Origin of the sequence: Streptomyces sp. SP18CS02 (assembly GCF_036322365.1) — a bacterium.
GTDB lineage: Bacteria > Actinomycetota > Actinomycetes > Streptomycetales > Streptomycetaceae > Streptomyces.
Genome location: NZ_JAQYXC010000303.1, coordinates 228,256 through 251,622, shown reverse-complemented (window position 1 = coordinate 251,622; position 23,367 = coordinate 228,256). Strand labels below are relative to the sequence as shown.

General features: G+C 72.9%; 16 protein-coding genes. 14 read left to right on the top strand and 2 right to left on the bottom strand.

The features are described from left to right. The first annotated feature begins 158 nt into the window (after nucleotides 1–158). The 10 genes from PUR26_RS32105 to PUR26_RS32060 all read left to right on the top strand — a co-directional run bounded on the left by PUR26_RS32105 (nucleotide 159) and on the right by PUR26_RS32060 (nucleotide 13,955). Entirely contained in the window at nucleotides 159–2,276 is a 2,118-nt protein-coding gene (locus tag PUR26_RS32105; protein WP_329877952.1) for a putative bifunctional diguanylate cyclase/phosphodiesterase, read from the top strand. Between the two features lie 433 nt (nucleotides 2,277–2,709). After that, nucleotides 2,710–3,006 (top strand): Asp-tRNA(Asn)/Glu-tRNA(Gln) amidotransferase subunit GatC, encoded by a 297-nt coding sequence (gene gatC / locus PUR26_RS32100; RefSeq protein WP_015036350.1) that lies wholly within the window; start codon nucleotides 2,710–2,712, stop codon nucleotides 3,004–3,006. Nucleotides 3,007–3,011: 5 nt separating this feature from the next. Further along, nucleotides 3,012–4,505, top strand: coding sequence for an Asp-tRNA(Asn)/Glu-tRNA(Gln) amidotransferase subunit GatA (gene gatA / locus PUR26_RS32095; RefSeq protein WP_329877951.1), 1,494 nt, complete (start codon nucleotides 3,012–3,014; stop codon nucleotides 4,503–4,505). 115 nt (nucleotides 4,506–4,620) lie between these two features. Next, nucleotides 4,621–4,860: a hypothetical protein gene (locus PUR26_RS32090; protein WP_329877950.1), complete on the top strand. Its 240-nt coding sequence runs from the start codon at nucleotides 4,621–4,623 to the stop codon at nucleotides 4,858–4,860. Between the two features lie 16 nt (nucleotides 4,861–4,876). Continuing rightward, nucleotides 4,877–6,388, top strand: a complete 1,512-nt coding sequence (gene gatB, locus PUR26_RS32085) for an Asp-tRNA(Asn)/Glu-tRNA(Gln) amidotransferase subunit GatB (RefSeq protein ID WP_329877949.1) — start codon at nucleotides 4,877–4,879, stop codon at nucleotides 6,386–6,388. A gap of 477 nt (nucleotides 6,389–6,865) precedes the next feature. Next, nucleotides 6,866–8,926 (top strand): phosphocholine-specific phospholipase C, encoded by a 2,061-nt coding sequence (locus PUR26_RS32080; protein ID WP_443077252.1) that lies wholly within the window; start codon nucleotides 6,866–6,868, stop codon nucleotides 8,924–8,926. Between the two features lie 244 nt (nucleotides 8,927–9,170). Beyond that, nucleotides 9,171–9,737 carry a GNAT family N-acetyltransferase gene (locus PUR26_RS32075; protein WP_329877946.1) on the top strand — a complete coding sequence of 189 codons (567 nt, stop codon included), beginning with the start codon at nucleotides 9,171–9,173 and terminating at the stop codon, nucleotides 9,735–9,737. Between the two features lie 442 nt (nucleotides 9,738–10,179). Then, nucleotides 10,180–10,473 (top strand): hypothetical protein, encoded by a 294-nt coding sequence (locus PUR26_RS32070; RefSeq protein ID WP_443077239.1) that lies wholly within the window; start codon nucleotides 10,180–10,182, stop codon nucleotides 10,471–10,473. Nucleotides 10,474–10,612: 139 nt separating this feature from the next. Continuing rightward, on the top strand, nucleotides 10,613–10,840 hold the full coding sequence (locus PUR26_RS32065; RefSeq protein ID WP_329877944.1) for a hypothetical protein: 228 nt from the start codon (nucleotides 10,613–10,615) through the stop codon (nucleotides 10,838–10,840). A 58-nt stretch (nucleotides 10,841–10,898) separates the two neighbouring features. Next, nucleotides 10,899–13,955, top strand: a complete 3,057-nt coding sequence (locus PUR26_RS32060) for a helix-turn-helix transcriptional regulator (RefSeq protein WP_443077250.1) — start codon at nucleotides 10,899–10,901, stop codon at nucleotides 13,953–13,955. Nucleotides 13,956–14,036: 81 nt separating this feature from the next. Here the strand turns inward: PUR26_RS32060 and PUR26_RS32055 are convergent, their stop codons facing one another. Then, nucleotides 14,037–15,197, bottom strand: a complete 1,161-nt coding sequence (locus PUR26_RS32055) for a PQQ-dependent sugar dehydrogenase (RefSeq protein WP_329877942.1) — start codon at nucleotides 15,195–15,197, stop codon at nucleotides 14,037–14,039. Between the two features lie 185 nt (nucleotides 15,198–15,382). Beyond that, nucleotides 15,383–16,390: an aldo/keto reductase gene (locus PUR26_RS32050; RefSeq protein WP_329877940.1), complete on the bottom strand. Its 1,008-nt coding sequence runs from the start codon at nucleotides 16,388–16,390 to the stop codon at nucleotides 15,383–15,385. A 75-nt stretch (nucleotides 16,391–16,465) separates the two neighbouring features. On the opposite strand from PUR26_RS32050, the gene PUR26_RS32045 reads away from it, so the two are divergent. The 4 genes from PUR26_RS32045 (at nucleotide 16,466) to ilvN (ending at nucleotide 23,262) form a co-directional block, all read left to right on the top strand. Then, nucleotides 16,466–17,416 carry a 2-hydroxyacid dehydrogenase gene (locus PUR26_RS32045; protein ID WP_329877938.1) on the top strand — a complete coding sequence of 317 codons (951 nt, stop codon included), beginning with the start codon at nucleotides 16,466–16,468 and terminating at the stop codon, nucleotides 17,414–17,416. Between the two features lie 392 nt (nucleotides 17,417–17,808). Next, the gene (locus PUR26_RS32040) at nucleotides 17,809–20,637 is read left to right on the top strand and encodes a putative bifunctional diguanylate cyclase/phosphodiesterase (protein ID WP_329877936.1); all 2,829 of its coding nucleotides are present in this window, start codon (nucleotides 17,809–17,811) and stop codon (nucleotides 20,635–20,637) included. Nucleotides 20,638–20,857: 220 nt separating this feature from the next. Next, the gene (locus tag PUR26_RS32035) at nucleotides 20,858–22,705 is read left to right on the top strand and encodes an acetolactate synthase large subunit (RefSeq protein ID WP_329877934.1); all 1,848 of its coding nucleotides are present in this window, start codon (nucleotides 20,858–20,860) and stop codon (nucleotides 22,703–22,705) included. 32 nt (nucleotides 22,706–22,737) lie between these two features. Continuing rightward, nucleotides 22,738–23,262, top strand: coding sequence for an acetolactate synthase small subunit (ilvN, locus tag PUR26_RS32030; protein ID WP_215065241.1), 525 nt, complete (start codon nucleotides 22,738–22,740; stop codon nucleotides 23,260–23,262). The last annotated feature ends 105 nt before the right edge of the window (nucleotides 23,263–23,367 follow it).

The window sequence follows — 23,367 nt, the reverse complement described above, 5'->3', positions numbered from 1 at the left end:
TTCGGGCAAGAGCTGTAGAGCGCTGCCCGTCGGAGCCCTTCGCGGCCTACTGTTGAGACGTGCGCCTGTCGTGCGCGGCCGCAGGGTGTGATTCCGGTCGTGGTGGCATGACAACGGGCCATCGTGGCAACGGCACAGCCGGCTGTGAGAGGGACGGAATGAAACCGACCGAGAGTGCCGCCCCGGTCTTGTGGCCGCGTGCGCACGCGGCCTTCGCGGGCATCGCATCCAGGCTCCCCTCCGTCGTCGTGGCCGTCGCGGGCCTGCTGCTCGCGACCGGGATCTGCCGCGCCGTGCGCGACGGCCACGCCCTCTTCCCCGCCGGCGCCGCGGGCTGGTCGCTCGCCGTGCTCACCGGCATCATCGTCGGCCACCTGGTCGCCCTGGGCCGCGACCGCTGGTGGGGCGGCACGGGCTCCGGCGCCGCCCTCACCCTCGCCGTCCTGCTGCTGTACGGCTGGGTGCCGGCCGGGCTGGTCAGCCTCGCCGTCGTCGTCCTGGTGGGCGCCGCCCGGCGGCACCGCTGGCGCCAGGGGCTGCTGCACGGCGCCGCGGACATCCTCGGGATAGGGGCGGCCGCCCTGGTCCTCGCCGCGTTCGGAGAGGTCCCCTCCGTCGAACAGCCGTGGCGGCCCCTCGAATGGGGCATCGCGGCCGTACCGGAGGTCGCGCTCGCGGCCGCCGCCTATCTGGTGGTGACCCGGCTGCTGCTGTGGTACACCCTGGCGCCGCAGAGCGGCCGGCTGCCCACCGCGGCCCGCACGGCGCTGCTGAGGCAGGGGCTCGTCGCCGTCGCTCTCCTCGGCATCGCGCCGCTCATCTGCGTCGTCGCGGTCTCCCTGCCGGTACTGCTGCCGCTCTTCGCCGTACCGCTGATCGCCCTCGACTCCACGCTCTGGATCGCCCGCGCCCGCGCCGAGGAGCAGCTGCGCGACCCCCTCACCGGCCTGCCCAACCGCCAGTGGCTCCTGGAGCGCACCTGGTCCGCGCTGGAGGAGGCCGAGGGCGAGGGCGCCCGGGCAGCGCTCGTCCTGATCGACCTGGACCGGTTCCGCTCGGTCAACGACACGCTCGGCCATCTCGCGGGCGACCGCCTGCTGCTCCAAATCGCCGACCGGCTCCGACTCGCCCTGCCCCGCGGGGCGGAGGCCGCACGGCTGGGCGGTGACGAGTTCGCCGTCCTGCTGCCGACGGCCGACTCCACCACCAGCGCGCAGCGGATCGCCCGGCACCTGGTGGCGGAGCTCTCCTCCCCCCTCGACCTCGACGGACTCACCCTCGTCCTGGAGGCCAGCGCGGGCGTCGCCGTCTTCCCGGACCACGCGGGCGACGCGGAAGGGCTGCTCCAGCGCGCGGACGTCGCGATGTACCAGGCCAAGCGCGACCGCACCGGCGTCGAGGTGTACGAGTCCAAGCGGGACTCCAACACCCCCGACCGGCTCGGCCTCCTCGGCGATCTGCGCCGCGCCCTGGACGCCGGCGACGTGGAGCTGCACTACCAGCCCAAGGTCCAGTTCGACGGCCGGGTGGCCGGCCTGGAGGCGCTGGTCCGCTGGGTCCACCCGGAGCGCGGCCGGGTCCCCCCGGACGAGTTCATCGCCATCGCCGAGTCCTCGGGCCTGATGCCGCACCTCACGGAGTACGTGCTGGAGACGGCCCTGGGCCAGGTGGCGAAGTGGCGCGCGCAGGGTCTGGAGGTGCCGGTCGCGGTGAACGTCTCCCCGCGCGACGTCCACACCCCGGGCTTCGCGGGCGCGGTCGCCGCGCGGCTGGCCCGCCACGGGGTCCCGCCGGGCTCGCTCCAGCTGGAGATAACGGAACACGTCCTGCTGGAGGACCCGCAGCGCGCCGCGGACACCCTCGCCGGGCTGACCGGCCACGGCGTGAAGATGTCCCTCGACGACTTCGGCACCGGGTACTCCTCCCTGGTCCACCTGCGTCGGCTGCCGGTGAGCGAGCTGAAGATCGACCGCTCGTTCGTCGCCCGCCTCGCCATCGACAACGAGGACGCCGAGATCGTCCGCTGCACGGTCGACCTGGCCCACTCGCTGGGCCTGCTCGTGGTCGCCGAGGGCGTGGAGGACGACGAGACCTGGGAGCGCCTGCGCGACCTGGGCTGTGACGCGGTCCAGGGCTGGCTGGTCGCCGCCGCGATGCCGCCGAGCGAGACGACGGCGTGGCTGCGGGCGCGCGGCGAGCACGGCTGGCACCGCCCCACGGCGGAGCTCCCGCCCGCCCCCACGGACGCGGAACGCCCTTCGCGCGTCGTGAACTGACCGGGCGGCCGGCACGGGGCGGACCGGGGCGTGGGGCCCGCCCGGGAGCCGGGCCTCCAGGAGCCGGGCCTCGCCTCCGGGTGCCGGCCCGCCCGCGTTGCCGTGCCCACGAGCCGCCGGGGCCCCAGCCCCGCTGCCGGACCGCCGGGGCGGGGTGCGCCGCGCCGCGCCGTGTCCGGGTGTGTCACCGGCCGGTCCGCGCCCGCTTTCCGGGACCCGACCCCCCCGTCCCGAGTCGCGCCGCGGTACCCGGCGCGCCCCCCTAGCCCGCCGTCAGGGCCTTCCGGCCCCGGTTCCCGGGCGGGTCGCGGCCCGGTCCGGGCCGGGAAACGCGCGCCTCCCGGCCCGCCCCGCGCAAACCGTTTCACCGGCACGGGCGGCCGACCCATAGGATTGGGCCAAAACCATCACACTCACCCCTGAGGATCGCTGCATGCCTGGCATCACGCGCGAGGAGGTCGCCCACCTCGCACGGCTGGCGCGTCTGGAGCTGAAGGGCGAAGAGCTCGATCACTTCGCCGGTCAGCTCGACGACATCATCGGCGCGGTCGCCCGCGTCTCCGAGGTCGCCGACCAAGACGTACCGCCGACCTCCCACCCGCTGCCGCTGACCAACGTCATGCGCGCGGACGAGGTCCGTCCGTCGCTCACCCCCGAGCAGGCGCTCTCCGGCGCCCCGGCACAGGAGCAGCAGCGTTTCAAGGTGCCGCAGATCCTGGGGGAGGACTAATCACCATGACGGACATCATCAAGCTCACCGCCGCCGAGATCGCGGCCGCGATCGCCTCCGGCGAGCTCACCGCGGTCGAGGTCACCGAGGCCCATCTGGCCCGGATCGAGGCCGTCGACGAGAAGGTGCACGCCTTCCTCCACGTCGACCGTGAGGGCGCCCTCGCGCAGGCCCGCGCCGTCGACGAGAAGCGCGAGCGCGGCGAGGAGCTCGGTCCTCTCGCGGGCGTGCCGCTCGCGCTCAAGGACATCTTCACCACCCGGGACATGCCGACCACCGTCGGTTCGAAGATCCTCGAGGGCTGGCGTCCGCCGTACGACGCGACGCTGACCAAGAAGCTCAAGGACGCCGACGTCGTCATCCTCGGCAAGACCAACATGGACGAGTTCGCCATGGGGTCCTCCACCGAGAACAGCGCCTACGGCCCGACCGGCAACCCCTGGGACCTCGCCAAGATCCCCGGCGGGTCCGGCGGCGGCTCGTCCGCCGCGCTCGCGTCCTTCGAGGCCCCGCTCGCCATCGGCACGGACACCGGCGGTTCCATCCGCCAGCCCGCCGCCGTCACCGGCACGGTCGGCGTCAAGCCGACGTACGGCGGCGTCTCCCGCTACGGCATGGTGGCGTTCTCGTCCTCCCTCGACCAGGGCGGGCCCTGCGCCCGTACGGTCCTGGACGCCGCGCTGCTGCACGAGGTCATCGCCGGGCACGACCCGCTCGACTCGACCTCCATCGACGCGCCGGTTCCGCCGGTCGTCGAGGCCGCGAGGAACGGGTCCGTCGAGGGCATGCGCGTCGGCGTCGTGAAGCAGTTCCGCGGCGACGGCTACCAGGCCGGCGTGCTCCAGCGCTTCGACGAGTCCGTCGAACTGCTCAAGGAGCTGGGCGCCGAGATCGTCGAACTGGACTGCCCGTCCTTCGACCTCGCGCTCTCCGCGTACTACCTGATCGCGCCGTCCGAGTGCTCCTCGAACCTGGCCCGCTTCGACGCCATGCGCTACGGCCTGCGGGTCGGCGACGACGGCACGCGGTCCGCCGAGGAGGTCACCGCCCTCACCCGTGAGGCCGGCTTCGGCGACGAGGTCAAGCGGCGCATCATGCTCGGCACGTACGCGCTCAGCTCCGGCTACTACGACGCGTACTACGGTTCGGCGCAGAAGGTCCGCACCCTCATCACCCGGGACTTCGAGAAGGCTTTCGAGCAGGTGGACGTGATCGTCTCCCCGACGACACCCACCACCGCCTTCCCGATCGGCGAGCGCGCCGACGACCCGATGGCGATGTACCTGGCCGACCTGTGCACCATCCCGACCAACCTGGCGGGCAACGCGGCCATGTCGCTGCCCTGCGGCCTCGCGCCGGAGGACGACCTGCCGGTCGGACTGCAGATCATCGCCCCCGCCATGAAGGACGACCGCCTCTACAAGGTGGGCGCGGCCGTCGAGGCCGCCTTCGTGGCACGCTGGGGCCACCCGCTGCTGGAGGAGGCTCCTTCACTGTGAGTGACGTACGCGCGGCCGCCCGGCCGCGGACGACGAAAGCCGCACCTCTGCGCCCCTCGGGCGGAGACGGGGGCCCTTCCCAGGCGTCGGCCCTGGGGGAGAACGGGGAGGCACCGTGAGCGCACTGACCAAGGCCAAGGGCTTCAAGAAGTCCAAGACCGGCACCTACCTGTCCATCGGCACCACCGCTTTCGGTGTGCTCAGCGTGGTCAAGCAGGCCCGCAAGGCCCGTACCGAGAGCGACACGCTTCTGCTGCTGGACGCGTTCGTGTCCGCCGCGGCGATCGTCACCGGTCTGGCCATCCTGGTGCGTGAAGTGAAGCGCATCGGTGACGACGACGTCCTGTTCGGCTGAGAGGGAAAGTTTCATCGTGACCGTCACTGAGCTGGTGTCGTACGAGGACGCCCTCGCCGCCTACGACCCCGTCATGGGGCTCGAGGTGCACGTCGAACTCGGCACCAGGACCAAGATGTTCTGCGGCTGCTCGACCGAGCTGGGCGCCGAGCCCAACGCGCAGACCTGCCCGACCTGCCTCGGCATGCCCGGATCGCTCCCGGTCGTCAACGCGATCGGCGTCGAGTCCGCCATCAAGATCGGCCTCGCCCTCAACTGCGAGATCGCCGAATGGTGCCGCTTCGCCCGGAAGAACTACTTCTATCCGGACATGCCGAAGAACTTCCAGACCTCGCAGTATGACGAGCCGATCGCCTTCAACGGCTATCTGGACGTCCAGCTGGAGGACGGCGAGACCTTCCGCGTGGAGATCGAGCGCGCCCACATGGAGGAGGACACCGGCAAGTCGACGCACGTCGGCGGCGCCACCGGCCGTATCCACGGCGCGTCCCACTCCCTGCTCGACTACAACCGGGCCGGCATCCCGCTGATCGAGATCGTCACCAAGCCCATCGAGGGCGCCGGTGCGCGAGCTCCCGAGGTCGCCAAGGCGTACGTCGCCGAACTGCGCGAGCTCATCAAGGCCCTCGGTGTCTCCGAGGCCCGGATGGAGCAGGGCCAGATGCGGTGCGACGTGAACCTGTCGCTGCGCCCGCACGGCCGGGAGAAGTTCGGTACGCGCTCCGAGACGAAGAACGTGAACTCGCTGCGTTCCGTCGAGCGCGCGGCCCGCTTCGAGATCCAGCGCCACGCCGCCGTGCTGAACGGCGGCGGCACGATCATCCAGGAGACCCGTCACTTCCACGAGGACGACGGCTCCACGACGTCGGGCCGCGTCAAGGAGGAGGCCGAGGACTACCGGTACTTCCCGGAGCCCGACCTCGTCCCCGTGGCGCCGTCCCGCGAGTGGGTCGAGGAGCTGCGCGCCACGCTGCCCGAGCTGCCGCGCGTGCGCCGCAACCGGCTGCGCGAGGAGTGGGGCGTCTCCGAGCACGACATGCAGTCCATCCTCAACGCGGGCGCGGTCGACCTGATCGTCGCCACGACCGAGGCGGGCGCCCCGGCCGACCAGGCCCGTAAGTGGTGGATGGGTGAGCTGGCCCGCAACGCCAACGAGACCGGGACGTCCCTGGACGAGCTGGCCATCACTCCGGCCCAGGTCGCGCGGGTGGCCGCGCTGGTCGCGTCGGGCGACCTCAACGACAAGCTGGCCCGTCAGGTCATCGAGGGCGTCCTCGCGGGTGAGGGCGACCCGGACACCGTCGTCGAGAAGCGCGGCCTGAAGGTCGTCTCCGACGAGGGCGCGCTGGGCACGGCCGTCGACGAGGCGATCGCCGCCAACGCCGCCATCGCGGACAAGATCCGTGGCGGCAAGGTGGCCGCGGCCGGCGCCCTGGTCGGCGCGGTCATGAAGGCGACCCGGGGCCAGGCGGACGCGGCCCGCGTGCGCGAGCTGATCCTGGAGAAGCTGGGCGTCACCGAGGGCTGACAGGGGCCCGTCCCGAAGAGGCCGGGTGAGTCCGGGGGCCGGCACCCCCGGCCGCCACCCGGCGTCTGCGCGGCACCTCTCCTGCGGCCTGTCCCGCGCGCCGGGCGCGCCCCGCGGGGCACGACGAGGCCCCCGTACTCACCGAGTACGGGGGCCTCGTCGTGCCCCGCGGGCGGTGCGGAAGTCCCGCCGGGCATCCCGGAAGTCCCGCCGCGGACCCCGGAGGGGGCCGGCCGGATGGTGCGCCGGTGCCAATGGTCCGGGCGGCTACCACCGGAGGCGTCGTTACGGAGGACGGGGCCAACCGCTTGGACTTCCCGGGCCACCTGTTGGACGTTCACCTCTCCGTTCATCCAGGGTCTTCCCCGGGAATGGTGGTCTCACTACCGTCGCGCCCGTACCACTCAATGGCTCGAAGGCGAACCATTGGTCGCGACTGGGAGGTCACGCGTGTCACCGGAGATTTCGCGCAGGAGGATGCTCGCGCTGGGCGGAGGCGCTCTGGGCGCCGCCGCGGCCGGATCGCTGCTGCCGCCCTCGCTCCAGGCGGCCATGGCCGCCGGTCCCCCCAAGGGCGGCATGGACGCGATCCGCCATGTGGTGGTCCTGATGCAGGAGAATCGTTCCTTCGATCACTACTTCGGCACCCTGCGCGGGGTGCGCGGGTTCGGCGACCGCAACGCCGTCGAACTGCCCTCCGGGAAGCCGGTGTTCGAACAGCCGGGACCGCTGCGCACCGTGCTCCCCTTCCCCATCCGGGACGCGGCCGAGGCGCAGAAGAAGGACCTCCAGTACATAGGCGACCTCGACCACTCCTGGGGCGGCGGCGCCAAGGCGTGGCGCGACGGGTGGATGGACGGCTGGGTCTCGGCCAAGACCGCCGCCACGATGGCGTACTACGACCGGCGCGACCTGCCGCTGCACTACGAGCTCGCCGACACCTTCACCGTCTGCGACGCGTACCACTCGTCGATCCACACCTCCACCAGCCCCAACCGCAACCACCTGTGGTCCGGCTGGACCGGCTTCGAGGCCGACGGCAGCCGGGCCGTGACCAACGCCGCGTACGCCGAGGGCACCCACCCCGGCTACCCCTGGCCCACCTACGCCGAGCGCCTGGAGAAGGCCGGGCGGAGCTGGCAGACGTACACGGAGTGGGAGAACTTCACCGACAACAACATCGAGTTCTTCACCACCTTCAAGAAGATCGCGCGCAAGGCGCTGGCCCGCACCGGCGGCCACACCTTCATGGAGTCCTTCTACGCCCGGGTGCGCGACACCGACGACGCCGCCGAGCGCGCCGGGCTCCTGGCCCTGCTGGAGGAGGGCGTCGCGACCCTCACCGCGCAGGAGCGCTCGCTCTTCGAGCGCGGGCTGAGGCGGGTCGAGCCCGGGCGGCTCGCCGACCGCTTCCGGGCCGATGTGGCCGCCGGCACGCTGCCGGAGGTGTCCTACCTGGTGCCCTCGGCCGTCGACTCGGAGCACCCCGGGTCCTCGTCGCCGATCGCCTCGGCCACCCTCGTCTACAAGGTGCTGGACGCGCTCGGCGCCCATCCGGACGTCTGGCGCCACACCGTCGTCCTGATCAACTACGACGAGAACGACGGCTTCTTCGACCACGTCCCGCCGCCCGTGCCGCCCGCCGACGACACCGACGAGCGGTGGAAGGGCCTGCCGACCGGCCTCGGCATCCGGGTGCCGCTGCTCGTCGTCTCGCCCTGGTCGGTCGGCGGGTACGTCTGCTCCGAGGTCTTCGACCACACCTCGGTGATCCGGTTCCTGGAGCGGTGGACCGGTGTCCGGGAACCCAACATCACCCCCTGGCGGCGCACGGTCACCGGCGATCTCACCTCGGCCTTCGACTTCCGCCGCGGCCACCGGCAGCCGGAGGTCGAGCAGCCCGGGCCCGTCCCGCCGTTCACCGGGCGCTGGCGCCCCCAGCCGCCGCTGGAGCAGCGCATGCCCGTGCAGGAACCCGGTTCCCGCCCGGCCAGGCCGCTGCCCTACCAGCCGGACGCGTCCGCCAGGATCGCCGACGGGACCGCCACCCTCGCCCTCAGCAACACCGGCCGGGCCTCCGCCCACTTCGCCCTCTACCCGTACGCCGGTGAGTTCGCCGCCCCGCAGCACCGGGACGTCAAGGGCAGGGCGGCGTGGACCGTGCCCCTCAGCGGTGGGGCGTACCGCTTCACCGTCACCGGGCCCAACGGCTTCCGCCGCGAGTTCGAGGGCGCCGCCTCGGGCGGGGCCGACGTCTCCTCGTACCTCGACCCCCACGACCGCGACCTGCACCTCACCCTGCGCAACGGCGGCGACAAGCCGGTCACCTTCACCCTGCGGCCGCTCGGGTACGTCGACGAGGCCGACCTCGAGGACTGGACCCGCAGGATCACCGTCAAGCCCGGCCGCAGCCGTACCGTTGTCCACTCGGCCGCCGACGCGCACGGCTGGTACGACGTGGAGGTCACCGCCCCGGACGGCTTCCGGCGCCGGCTGATGGGCCACATCGAGAACGGGCGCGCGAGCGTCTCCGGCTGACGTACCGCAGGCGTACGGGTGCCGGCGGCGCGAGCGTCCCGGCACCCGCGGGCCCGGCGCCGGAAAGGCGTCCCGGCACCCGCGGGCCCGGCCGCCGGCAAGGCGTCCCGGCACCCGCGGGCCCGGCCGCCGGCAAGGCGTCCCGCCCGCGTCCCGCCCCGGCCCCGCCGGCCGTGGAAGGATCACCGTGGAGCGCGCGAGCGGCAAGGGACGGCTCGCGCCGTGACGGTGGAGGATCACACTCATGTTCGCGATACCCCTGGGTGAGGAAGGCGCCGAGCTGCGCCCGCTGGAGCCCTGGCAGGCCGAGGAGTATCTGGCCCACATCGACCGGGGCCGGGAGTTCATCGGCCGCTTCATCGCCCTGGCGGACGTGTCCGCCGACCTGGCGTCGGCACGGTCCTTCCTCCAGCTGTACGCCGACAAGGCGGCCGCCGACACGGGCCGCATCTACGGGATCCGGCTCGACGGCACCCTCGTCGGCGGTGTGCTCTTCCGGGTCATGGACACCGCCCAGGGCACCTGTGAGGTCGGCTGCTGGCTGGAGCCGGCCGCGGCGGGGCGCGGACTGGTGACCCGCGCGGCGCGGGTCATCATCGACTGGGCGGTGCGGGAGCGCGGCATCCACCGCGTGGAGTGGCAGGTCGCCTCCGGCAACACCGCGAGCATCAGGGTCGCCCAGCGGCTCGGGATGACCAAGGAGGGCGTCCTGCGGGAGAGCGTCCTCTACCGGGGCGTACGCCACGACACGGAGATCTGGTCGGTGCTCGCCCCCGAGTGGACCGCCCGGCACCGGACTCCCGCCTCCTGATCCGCGCCGCCCGCCCGCCATCCGTGCCGGCCGCCATCCGCGCCGCCCGCCCGCCGGGGGCCGGGCCCTCCCGCTCCCGCGGGCCCGGCCTCGCGACCGGGAGCCCGGATGTCTCTCAGGCGCCTCTCGGACAGGGCACCTGGCGTGCCCGCATGAACCGTACGACGACGAACACCGAAGCCGCCGTCCGCGACGAGCACATCGAGTACCGGACCGAGTACGGAACCGAGTTCGAGACCGGTGAGGAGAGCGGGCCGGCGGACGGCCCGGGGGACCCGCACGACCCGGACGTCCCCGCGGGGGACGCCGGACCCCGTGCGGGCGTCGACAGCGGCACCGGGAGCGGGCGGGCGCCGCGTCGACGGGCATCGGGGCGGGCGCCGCGGCCGTCGTCTCCGCAGCCCTCGGCATCGCCTCCCTCACCGGCAGCTGGGTGGGACGCGTGGCCGCCGAGCGCGAGACGCTCGTGGGCCAGATCAACACCTCCCGGACCGGCAGCGCCGCCCAGCAGATCTCGGAGCTCTACGGCGACGCCTGGCACACCACCGCCCTCGTCAACGGGATCTTCGCCCTCCTCGCCCTGATCACCGGCCTGACCGTGCTGGCCGGGCCCGGGCGCCCCGCCTGGGTCAGGGCCGTCTCGCTGGCCGGCGCCGTACCGGGCGGCCTCGGTCTGCTCCTGTCCGCCGGCCTGTACTTCGACCTGCTGCTTCCCCTGCCGGCGACCGGCACCTGAGCCGTCCAGGCCGGTGGCCTAAGGCACCGGGGCCCGGTGCCTTAGGCCACCGGCCGGCCCCCCGCCGTCCCCCTAAGGCCCCCGCGGCCGTGAACATGCGGCACTCGCCCCATGCGCCCCCACCCCCTGGGAAACGAAAGTGAAGGCACCACAGAACGACATCACTTACCAGGGAGACCTGATGCTCGCCTACGAACTCCACCGCGCCCACCACGCCGAACTGGTCCGCGAAGCCGAGGCCCAGCGCCTCGTCGGCCTCGCCCGCGCGGCCCGCAAGGCCCGCCGCACCGCCTCCCGCGGATCCGGCGACAACGCCCCGGAAGGGCGGGTGAGGACCCACCGCAGCCGCTTCACGCAGGCCGCGTGACCCCCGCGCCATGATCGTCGTGCCGACGCCGGGTGCCGCGCCGGCCACGCGCTGTGCGATGCTCGGCGACGTGGAGACCAGGTCAGTCAGCCCGGTGTTCGTCGGCAGGGCCGACGAGATGACCGCGCTCACCGAAGCACTCGCCCGCGCCGGCGCGGGGGAACCGCAGGCGTTGCTCGTCGGCGGCGAGGCCGGCGTGGGCAAGACGCGCCTCATCGAGGAGTTCCTCGACGAGGCGTGCGGCCGGGGCGCGGTCGTCGCCGTCGGCGGGTGCGTCGAAATCGGCGCGGACGGGCTGCCGTTCGCGCCGTTCTCCACCGCCCTGCGCGCCCTGCGCCGCAAGCTCCCGGACGAACTGGCCGCCGCCGCGCAGGGCCAGGAGGGCGAACTCGCCCGCCTGCTGCCCGAGCTGGGCGACGCGGGCGGCCACGAACCGTACAACGAGGACAGCACCGCCCGGCTCTTCGAGCTCACCGTGCGCCTGCTGGAGCGCGTCGCCGCCGACCGCACGGTCGTCCTCGCCCTGGAGGACCTGCACTGGGCCGACGCCTCCACCCGGCACCTGCTCGCGTACCTGTTCCGTACGCTGCGCAGCGGCCGGCTCGTCGTGGTCGCCACCTACCGCGCCGACGACATCCACCGCCGGCACCCGCTGCGACCGCTGCTGGCCGAGCTGGACCGGCTGCGCACCGTCCGGCGCATCGAGCTGTCCCGGTTCAACCGCACCGAGGTGCACCACCAGTTGACCGGCATCCTGGCCGCCGAGCCCGCCGCCGCCATGGTCGACGACATCTTCGCGCGCTCCGACGGCAACGCCTTCTTCGTCGAGGAACTGGTCGTCTGCCAGGAGGACGGCTGTTCCTCCGGAGCGCTGAGCGACTCCCTGCGCGATCTGCTGCTCGTCCGCGTCGAACGGCTCCCCGAGGACGCCCAGCGGGTCGCCAGGATCGTCGCGGAAGGCGGCTCCACCGTCGAGTACGACCTCCTCGCGGCCGTCGCCCGGCTGTCCGAGGACGACCTCATCGAGGCGCTGCGGGCCGCCGTCAACGCCAACATCCTGCTGGCCGTGCCCGACGGCGACGGCTACCGCTTCCGCCACTCCCTGGTCCGCGAGGCCGTCAGCGACGACCTGCTGCCCGGGGAGCGCTCGCGCCTCAACCGGCGGTACGCCGAAGCGCTGGAGGCCGACCCCGCGCTCGTCCGCGCCGACGAGCGGGCGACCCGGCTGGCCAGCTACTGGTACCACGCCCACAACGCGGCCAAGGCGCTGCCCGTCGTCCTGAGGGCCGCCGTCGCGACCCGCAAGCGCCACGCCTACGCCGAGCAGTTGCGGCTGCTGGAACGGGCCATGGAGCTGTGGGACGAGGCGCCCGACGAGGTGCGCAAATCCCTGCGGCCCATCGACTACGCGGAGGCGTACCCGGCGTGCGGCTGCGATCCGGAGACCACCCCGCTGCGCTATCTCGACCTGCTCGCCGAGGCGGCCGTCGCGGCCCGGCTGTGCGGCGAGCGCGAACGGGCCCTGAAGATAGCCAGGACGGCCCTGCGTCTGATCGACGCCGAGGAGCACGAGCACGCCGCCGGCGCGGACGGGGCCGGGGGCGACCCCCAGCGCGCCGCCTGGTTCTGGACCGAACGCTCCCGGCTCGTCTCCAGCCTCGGGCGCGGTGACGGCTGGCCGGAGATCGCCGCCGCCCAGGACCTCGTGCGCGGACTGCCGCCGTCGGCCGTCCACGCCCAGGTGCTCGCCGTCGCGGCCGGCTGGGGCATGCTGCACGCCCCCGGCCCCGAGAGCCTCGCCGCCGCGGAGCGGGCCGTGGAGTACGCCCGCCTCGTCAAGGCCGAGCAGATCGAGCTGAACGCCCGGCTCACCCTCGGCGGCCTCATGGTCGACGCGGGGGACATCGAGGCCGGTCTCGCCGAGATGTACGCGGTCCGGCGCAGGACCCTGGACCTGTGCCTGGTCAGCGAGGCGGGCCGGGCCCACACCAACCTCGCCTCCAGCCTGGAGGGCGTCGGGCGCTCCCGCGAGGCCGTGGAGGTCGGCGTCGCCGGGGTCGCGTACTCCCGCAGCCGCGGCCTGCTCGACAACGAGGGCTGGGTCCTGGGCAACGTCGTCGAGTCGCAGGTCTCCCTGGGGCACTGGGACGAGGCGTGCGAGGGCGCCCGGCGCCTCCAGCGCGTCGCCTACAGCTCCAAGCCGCGCGGCGCGGCGCACCTGAGGCTGGCCCAGCTGGCCGGCCTGCGCGGCGAGCTGGACTCGGCCGCCGAGCACGCGGCGCTCGCCCACGAGGCGTACGGCAAGCACGATCCGATGATGCAGTACCTGCTGCCGCTCGCCCACGTCGAGATGACCATCGCCGCGGCCCGGGGCCGTCTCACCGACGTCCGCGCCGCCGTCGCCGAAGCGGCCGAGGCGGGCATCCCGCCCGGCATCCACCGCTACGCCTGGCCGATGCTGCTCACCGCCGCCGCCGCGGAGGCCGACGCGCGCGGGCTGCCGGCCGCCGCCGAGGGACGGGCCGAGGCGCTGGAGCTCATCGGCTCCGTCGCCAGGACGCTCGCCACGCCCGTACCGGTGTGGCACGGCCACGCCCTGTTCGTCGCCGCCGAGCTGGCCCGGGCCGAGGACCGGGCGAGCGCCGACCGGTGGGCGGAGGTGGTCACCGCCTTCGGGCCCGTCGAGCGCCCCTACGAGCTGGCCAGGGCCCGCCACCGCTGGGCGGACGCGCTGCTCGTCGAGGGCGGCCGGCGCGACCAGGCGGCCGCGCTGCTGCGCGAGGCCCACCTCGTCGCCGTCCACCTGGGCGCCCGGCCGCTGCGCGAGGAGGTGGAGCTGCTCGCGGGGCGGGCCAGGCTCTCGCTGCTGGCCCCGGTCGCCGCCGGCCCGGAGCCGGTCACCGAGGGCTTCGGGCTGACCCCGCGCGAGCAGGACGTACTGCACCTGGTCGCCGCGGGACGCACCAACCGCCAGATCGCCGAGAAGCTGTTCATCTCGCCGAAGACGGCCAGCGTGCACGTCTCGAACATCCTGGCCAAGCTGGGCGTCTCCGGCCGCGGGGAGGCGGCGGCCCTGGCGCACCGCCTCCACCTGCTTCCGGAGGCGACGGCCTGACCGTCCGCCCCGGCTGGTGCGGAGCGGTCGGCCGGAGCCCTCGGCGGGTCCTTCGCCGGGTTCGGTGCGCGCTGCCGCCCGTCAGCTCACCTCAAGCCGGAGGATCCTGTCGTCCCCGGCCTCGGGGGTGCCCCGGCCGTCCGTCTCGCCGGTGACGAGCCACAGCGTGTTCCCGCCCGCGGCCAGGACCGTCCGCAGCCGTCCGTAGGTCCCTTCCAGGAACGGCTGGGGCTGTGCCGAGGGTGCCTCGCCCGCCAGCGGGACGCGCCACAGCCGCTCGCCCTTGAGCCCCGCCATCCAGATCGATCCCCGGGCGTAGGCGATGCCGCTCGGCGAGGAGTCGTCGGTCTTCCACTGGGCCACCGGGTCGACGAACCCGGCCCTGCCGCCCTTGCCCTCGACCTCCGGCCAGCCGTAGTTCCCGCCCGGCTCGACGAGATTCAGCTCGTCCCAGGTGTCCTGCCCGAACTCGGCGGCCCACAGCCGCTTCTCGGAATCCCAGGCCAGCCCCTGCACATTGCGGTGTCCGGAGGAGTAGACGACGGAATCGGCCGAGGGGTTGCCGTCTGCGGGCTGCCCGTCCGGGGTCATCCGCAGGATCTTCCCGGCCAGTGACGTCTTGTCCTGGGCCAGCCCCGTCTCACCCGTCTCGCCCGTACCCGCGTACAGCATCCGGTCCGGGCCGAAGGCGATCCGGCCGCCGTTGTGGATGGTGCCCTTGGGGATGCCCCGCAGCACCGTGTCGGGCGCCCCCAGCTGCTGCCCGGCCGGTTTCCGCTCGTCGTACAGCAGACGGGCGATGCGGTTGTCCGACTCCGTGGTGAAGTACGCGTACACCAGACGGTCCGAGGCGTACGAGGGGGACACGGCCAGCCCCATCAGGCCGCCCTCGCCCCCCGGCGCCACCCCGGGCACCGAGCCGATCGGGGTCTGCTCGCCGCTCTCCGCGTCGATCCGGGTGATCGTGCCCTCGTCACGCGAGGACACCAGCAGGTCCCCGTCGGGCAGGGCGGCCAGCCCCCACGGCGACTTCAACCCCTGGGCCAGGGTCGACGCCACCTTCACCGACCCCTTCGCGGGCGGCGCCGACGGCGAGGGCGCCGCGGAGGTGGCGGCCCCCGACGGCGCGGACGGCGCGGACGACGGGGCGGCGGCGCTCTTGCCGTCCGCGGCCGGGGCTCCGGCGCCCGGTGAGCAACCGGCCGCCAGCACCAGCGCGGCAGCGGCCAACACGGCCGTCACAGCAGGACGTTGCACAGTTCTGATCCCTTCGAGCGGGCTGCGTGAGCTGCATGACTACCTCTGACACACCGCTCCTGTCGACCAGGGTCCCGCACATCGCCGCCGCCCGCCGGTGATCGGCCCCAGGGCCCCCGCCCGCATGGTTGCCGTACGGCTACCGCCGGCGGCAGCCGTACGGCCCGCGGTCAGTCCCAGGACCCCTGGGCCCGCGGCAGCTGCGCGATCTCCGCCAGGTCCTCGGCCGTGAGCACCAGGTCGGCCGCCCTCGCGTTCTCCACCGCCCACCGCTCCTGCTTGGTCCCCGGCACCGGCACCACATGCCGTCCCCGCCCCAGTGCCCACGCCAGCGCCACCTGCGCCGGAGTCACCCCCGCCGCCTCCCCGCCGTGCGCCTCGGCCACCCGCCGCAGCCCCGCGACCACCGGCTGGTTCGCCGCCATCATCTCGGCGGTGAAGCGGGGGTGGCGCGCCCGCAGGTCCTCCGGCTCGAAGCCGCCCCCGGGCGTCAGCGTGCCGGTGAGGAAGCCGTTGCCCAGCGGCATCGCGGCCAGGAAACCCACGCCCCGCGAGTCGCACCACGGCAGCAGCCGCTCCAGGGACTCCGGAGACCACACCGACAGCTCCGCCTGCACGGCGCTCACCGGGAACACCTGCTGCACCCGCTCCAGCTGCCGGATCGTTCCGTCGTACAGGTGCGCCCCCGAGCGGCGCGAGGCGCGCACCCCCATCGCGCACAGCCCGAGCGCCCGGACCTTCCCCGCCCGCACCAGGTCCGCCATCGCGCCCCAGGTCTCCTCGACCGGTATCTCCGGATCGGCCCGGTGCAGCTGGTAGAGGTCGATCACATCCGTCTGCAGCCGCCGCAGCGACGCGTCGCAGGCCCGCCGCACGTACCCCGGCCGGCCGTTGGCCACGATGTGCTGCTCCCCGACGAGCAGCCCGCACTTCGTCGACACGAAGGCGTCCGCCCTCCGCTCCCTGAGCACCCGGCCCAGCAGCAGCTCGTTGGTGAAGGGTCCGTACATGTCGGCCGTGTCGAGCAGGGTCACGCCGGCGTCGAGCGCTGCGTGCACGGCGCGGACCGAACGGTCGCCACGCTGCTGCGAAGCGGTGTAGGCCCAGCTCATCGGCATGCAGCCGAGGCCGATCGCACCTACTTCGAGCGCCGTCGCCCCGATTGTCCTGCGCTCCAACTCCCCGTACCCCTCCCTGTTCCGCTCCCCAAACTAACCAATGGCACATGGACCGCTTCGCATAGCCTCCTGACCATGACTTCCGATGTGTGGCTCCCCATTCCGGCCGACGAGATCGAGGGGCTTCCCGACCCCTCCGCCACCGCCCTGGACTACCGCTTCTGGGACGGTGGCGAGGACTATCCGGCCGACCCCGCGGACTGCGTCTTCTACGTCGTCCCGTACATGAAGGGGTCCGAGATCGCGGTGCGCCCGATGGCCGCCATGACGTCCCTGCGCGTCGTGCAGACCCTGTCGGCCGGCACGGACCACGTGACCCCCGGTCTCGACGCGCTCCCGTCCGGCGTGGCGCTGTGCAACGCCAAGGGCGTCCACGAGGCCAGCACCGCCGAGCTCACGCTCGCCCTGATCCTCGCCTCGCTGCGGGGCCTTCCCGGCTTCGTGCGCGGCCAGGACGCCGAGGAGTGGCGGGCCGGTTTCTACCCCGCGCTCGCCGACAGGTCCGTACTGATCGTCGGGTACGGATCGATCGGCGCCGCGATAGAGGACCGGCTCGCGCCCTTCGAGTGCGCCCGCATCGCGCGGGTCGCCCGCACGGCGCGCACCACGGCGCGCGGCCCCGTCCACGCGCTGACCGATCTCCCCGTGCTGCTTCCGCAGGCCGATGTGGTGGTCCTGTCCACGCCCCTCACGACCGCGACCCGCCACCTCGCGGACGCGGACTTCCTGGCCAGGATGAAGGACGGCGCCCTGCTGGTGAACGTGGCGCGCGGCCCGGTGGTCGACACCGAGGCGCTGCTCGCGGAGACCGAGGGCGGTCGGATCACGGCCGCCCTCGATGTCACCGACCCCGAGCCGCTGCCCGCCGGGCACCCGCTGTGGCACGCGCCCGGCGTTCTCATCAGCCCCCATGTAGGAGGCTCGACATCCGCGTTCCTGCCCCGCGCGAAGCGGCTGATCGCGGGACAGGTCGCCCGGTTCGCGGCGCGCGAACCGTTGCGGAACGTGGTCCTCACCACGGGTTGAGACACGCTCCGCATCGGCGTGCGTGCGCAGAGTACCGCTAACCCGCCGGTTCGTCACGGAGCGTAGATCACCCCTGTCCCTGCGTGACGAGACTGGTGTATCGTCCCGACTTGGGGGGACGCGTCGGGTACGGGACGACGCAGGGGAGCGACGTGATTGCCGATCAGAATCCGAGGGGGGCGACGGGCGATGCACGGGCGATGGACCAACGAACCGACGCGGCGGGACCGTCGGCTGCGATCGCGGGGCGCCTCGCGGCCCGCTCCGAACACGGCGGGCCCGCCGACCGGGCCGCCCGGCGGCCCGCCCGAGGGCCGGCCGGACCCGACGCGCGGACCGAAGGCCCAGGCGCGGCCCGACCGCACGCACACCGCACACGACGAGGCGTTCCGGTGAGCGCCCCGGGCGCCGTCATCGAGCGGCGGCCCGTCTCCGGGGGCGAGGCCGGGGAGACGGCCGGCGGGGGCAGCCTGCTCTGCCAGATCCTGCTCGCGCTGGGCTGCGGAGGATATGCCGCCGGGGCCGCCGTCGGCTGGGGTTCCCCCGCGATGGCCACGATCATGGGCGACTTCGGTCTCAGCGCCGCGGCGTTGATCGCCTGCGTCTCCTGCTTCGCCTACGCGCGCTCCGGCGGCAGCGGTTCCAGGCCGGCCTGGCTGCTGTTCGCCTTCTCCTCCGCCATGGCGGCCGGGGGGAACGCCGTCTGGGGGTGGTACGAGGTCGTGCTCGACCGCGAGGTGCCCAGTCCCTCGGTCGCCGACCTGTTCTTCCTGCTCTTCGCGCCCCCCGCCATCGTGGGGCTGCTCGTTCTCGCCAAGCGGCCCGCCACCCGGGCCGGCTGGGTCTGCCTCGCGCTGGACTCGTGGCTCATCGGCGGCTCGCTGCTGACCCTCTCCTGGAGCCTCGCCCTCGCCCACACCACGAAGTTCGAGGGGGAGAGCGTCTCGCGGGCCGCGCTCTCGCTCGCCTACCCGCTGCTCGACATCGTGCTGGTCAGCATGGTCCTCGCGCTGCACTTCCGCCGATCCCAGGTCAACCGCTCCGCCGTGCACACCGCCATCGCCGCCCTCGCCCTGACCGTCCTGTGCGACGCCCTGTTCACCTCGCCGCTGCTGCGCGAGCACTACCGCTCGGGCCAGCTGCTCGACGCGGGCTGGTTCGCCGGCTCCCTCCTCCTCGCGTACGCCCCGTGGGGGGCGCGCCGGGCGGTCGAGGCCGCCGCGCCGCCCCGTGGGCCGCGCCACCCCAGCCGCCCTGTCGCCGGCTCGCTCGCAGCCCTCACGCCGTACCTCGCGGCCGCCGTCTGCACCCTCGGCATCCTGTACAACGTCATCGAGGGCCGCCGAGTGGACCGCGTAGTTGTCTTCACCGGCTGTACGGTCGTGCTCGCCCTGGTCGTGCGCCAGGGCATCATGCTCCTCGACAACATCGCCCTCACCCACGAGCTGGCCCAGAAGGAGAACCACTTCCGGTCCCTGGTGCAGGGCTCCAGCGACGTCATCATGATCGCCGCGCCCACCGGGGTCCTGCGGTACGTGAGCCCGGCGGCCTCCGGGGTGTACGGCCGGGAGGCCGACGAACTGATCGGCTCCGAGCTGGCCTCCCTCATCCACCCCGAGGACCTGGGCGGTGTCGTCCACGAGGTGCGACGGTTCCTGGCCGCCCCGCCCGCCGAGGAGCCCACCACCCGCATCGAGTGCCGGTTCAGGTCCGGCACGGGGGAGTGGCTCAACGTCGAGTCCACCGTCAACCGCCACCAGGGCGGGCTGATCTTCAACAGCCGGGACGTCACCGAACGGGTCCGGCTCCAGGCCCAGCTCCAGCACAACGCCGAACACGACCCCCTCACCGACCTGCCCAACCGCGCCCTGTTCACCAAGCGGGTCCGCCAGGCCCTCGGCGGCCGGCGGGCGGGTGACGCGGGCACCGCGGTCCTCTTCATCGACCTCGACGGCTTCAAGGGCATCAACGACCGCCATGGCCACCAGGCGGGCGACGAGCTGCTGATCCAGGCCGCCCGGCGCCTCCAGGAGTCGGTCCGGGCCGGGGACACCGCGGCCAGGCTCGGCGGTGACGAGTTCGCCGCGCTGATCCTCGGGGACGGCATCCGGGGCCAGGCCGCCCGCGACGCGCAGGTCCAGGAGATCGCCGAACGGCTGCGCCTCACGCTGTCCCAGCCGTACCGCGTGGAGGGCAAGGAGGTCCGGGTCGCCGCCTCCATCGGCGTCGCTTTCGCGGAACCGGGCATCAACGCCGGGGACCTCCTGCGCAACGCGGACCTCGCCATGTACCGCGCCAAGGCGGGCGGCAAGAACCGGGTGGAGCTGTACGCCCCGCAGATGCAGGCCGACGTCGTCCGGCGCACGGAAGTGGCCACCCGGCTGCGCAGCGCCCTGGACGACGGCGAGTTCGCCCTGCTCCACCAGCCCGTGGTGAACCTCGGCAGTGGCCGGATCACCGCTGTCGCCGCCCAGGCGCGCTGGCGTTCCGCCCAGGGCATCCTGTTCACCCCCGCCGAGTTCCTCCGGGGCGCGGAGGAGAGCGAGCGCTCCGCCGACCTGGGCCGCTGGCTCCTGGAGGAGGCCGTCGCACAGGCCGCCGAACGCAGCCGGCTCGGTCATGAGGCGCCCGTCAGCGTCCGCCTCCCGGCCCGCCGGCTGCTGGACCAGTCCATGCCGCTCGGCACCATCGAGGCCCTGCTGGCCAAATTCGAGCTGCCGTCGGGCCTCCTGATCATCGAGCTGGCCGACAGCGATCCGCGCATCTCCTTCGACGAGCTGGAGCAGCGCCTCGCCGACCTCCGGCGGATCGGCGTGCGGATCGCGCTGGACGGCTTCGGCAGCGGGTACGCCGCGATCAACGCCTTGCGCAGGCTCCCCGTCGACATGCTCAAGCTGGACCGGGGCCTGGTCGAGGGTGTCGTCGAGTCCGCCCGGCTCCACAAGATCACCGCCGGACTCCTGAGGATCGCCTGCGATCTCGGCATGCAGTCCGTGGCCGACGGTGTCGACGTACCGGAACAGGTTCTCGCCCTGCGCGCCATGGGGTGCACCCACGGGCAGGGCATGGCCTTCTCCGGGCCGCTCGACGAGTACCGGCTGCGCCGTGCGCTGGTCAGGGACGAGTTCCCGGTGCCCGAAGGAGTCGCCCTGCCGGTGCTGACCGGCGGCTCCCTTCCCCCGATGCGCTCACATAATGAGACTCGCGTCCCACCCACTTGACACTGACAGTGCGCCGGGTGGAGGGTCATTGCCATGCGCACCCGAATTCTCGTACTTGGAAAGCGCGTCGGCTGAGCAGGGCCTGAGCATGGCCCTGCTGGACTCACTCCGACGCGCTCCCCTCGCTTGCCTCACGGCACGAGGGGTTTTTTGTTGCACTGGCACCTGCCAAACCCGCTAAACCCTCGCGAAAACCCTCAGCTTCGAGAAGAGAATGCCGATGACCGAGCAGGCCACCGGGGCCCACCACCCCCAGCCGCGGGCCCGTAACGGCGGACAGCCCTCCGCCACCGTTGAACACGTCACGGGTGCGCAGTCCCTCATTCGCTCTCTCGAGGAGGTCGGGGCCGAGACGGTGTTCGGGATCCCCGGCGGTGCCATCCTCCCGGCGTACGACCCGATGATGGACTCCACCCGGGTCCGTCATGTGCTGGTCCGCCACGAGCAGGGCGCGGGCCACGCCGCCACCGGCTACGCGCAGGCCACCGGCAAGGTCGGTGTCTGCATGGCCACCTCCGGCCCCGGCGCCACCAACCTGGTCACGCCGATCGCCGACGCGCACATGGACTCGGTCCCCCTGGTCGCCATCACCGGCCAGGTCGCCTCCAAGGCGATCGGCACGGACGCCTTCCAGGAGGCGGACATCTGCGGCATCACCATGCCGATCACCAAGCACAACTTCCTGGTCACCAAGGCCGAGGACATCCCCAGGACGATCGCCGAGGCGTTCCACATCGCCTCCACCGGCCGCCCGGGCCCGGTCCTGGTCGACATCGCCAAGGACGCCCTCCAGGCCAGCACGACCTTCAGCTGGCCGCCGCAGCTGGACCTGCCGGGCTACCGGCCGGTGACCAAGCCGCACGCCAAGCAGATCCGCGAGGCCGCCAAGCTGATCACGCAGGCCAAGCGCCCCGTCCTGTATGTCGGCGGCGGCGTCCTGAAGGCCGGCGCGACCGCCGAGCTGAAGGTCCTCGCCGAGCTCACCCAGGCCCCCGTCACCACCACCCTGATGGCGCTGGGCGCGTTCCCCGACAGCCACCCGCTGCACGTGGGAATGCCGGGCATGCACGGTGCGGTCACCGCCGTCACCGCGCTGCAGAAGGCCGACCTGATCGTCGCCCTCGGAGCCCGCTTCGACGACCGCGTCACGGGCAAGCTGGACAGCTTCGCCCCGTACGCCAAGATCGTCCACGCGGACATCGACCCGGCCGAGATCGGCAAGAACCGCGCCGCCGACGTGCCGATCGTCGGTGACGCCCGCGAGGTCATCGCCGACCTGGTCCAGGCCGTCCAGGGCGAGCACACCGAGGGCAACACGGGCGACTACACCGCCTGGTGGAACGACCTCAACCGCTGGCGCGAGACCTACCCCCTCGGCTACGACCAGCCCGAGGACGGCAGCCTCTCGCCGCAGCAGGTCATCCAGCGCATCGGGCAGCTCGCCCCCGAGGACACCATCTACGCGGCCGGGGTCGGCCAGCACCAGATGTGGGCCGCCCACTTCATCGACTACGAGAAGCCCGCCACCTGGCTCAACTCGGGCGGCGCCGGAACGATGGGGTACGCCGTGCCGGCCGCCATGGGTGCCAAGGCCGGCCGGCCGGACCGCACGGTCTGGGCGATCGACGGTGACGGCTGCTTCCAGATGACCAACCAGGAACTGGTCACCTGCGCGCTGAACAACATCCCGATCAAGGTCGCGATCATCAACAACGGCGCGCTCGGGATGGTCCGCCAGTGGCAGACCCTCTTCTACAACCAGCGCTACTCCAACACGGTGCTGCACTCCGGCCCCGACGACCTGCAGCCCAACAAGGGCACCCGCGTCCCGGACTTCGTGAAGCTCTCCGAGGCCATGGGCTGTGTCGCGCTGCGCTGCGAGCGGCCCGAGGACCTGGACAAGGTCATCGCCGAGGCCAACGCCATCAACGACCGCCCCGTCGTCGTCGACTTCATCGTCCACGAGGACGCGCAGGTGTGGCCCATGGTCGCCGCCGGCACCTCCAACGACGAGGTCATGGCCGCCCGCGGTGTCCGCCCCGACTTCGGCGACAACGAAGACGACTGAGACCGAGAGCCGTAGGAAGAGGAACGACCCACATGACTAGGCACACGCTCTCCGTCCTGGTGGAGAACACCCCCGGCATCCTGGCGCGGATCGCCGCCCTGTTCTCCCGCCGCGGCTTCAACATCGACTCGCTCGCGGTCGGTGTCACCGAGCACCCCGACATCTCCCGCATCACCATCGTGGTCAATGTCGAGGACCTGCCGCTGGAGCAGGTGACCAAGCAGCTCAACAAGCTGGTCAACGTCCTCAAGATCGTGGAACTGGAGCCCAGCGCCGCGATCCAGCGCGAGCTCGTCCTGGTGAAGGTCCGCGCCGACAACGAGACCCGCTCCCAGATCGTCGAGATCGTCCAGCTGTTCCGCGCCAAGACCGTGGACGTCTCGCCCGAGGCGGTCACCATCGAGGCCACCGGTTCGAGTGACAAGCTGGACGCGATGCTCAAGATGCTGGAGCAGTTCGGCATCAAGGAACTCGTCCAGTCCGGCACGATCGCCATAGGGCGTGGCGCCCGGTCCATCACGGACCGCTCGCTGCGAGCCCTCGACCGTTCGGCCTGACCCCGCCCGCGACTGGTCCGGGCGCCGGACCGGTCCGCCTGGCGAGACCCCGCACCTTCCCCACCCGAGCCCACCGTACGGTGGGAGCAACACCAGCACACCAAG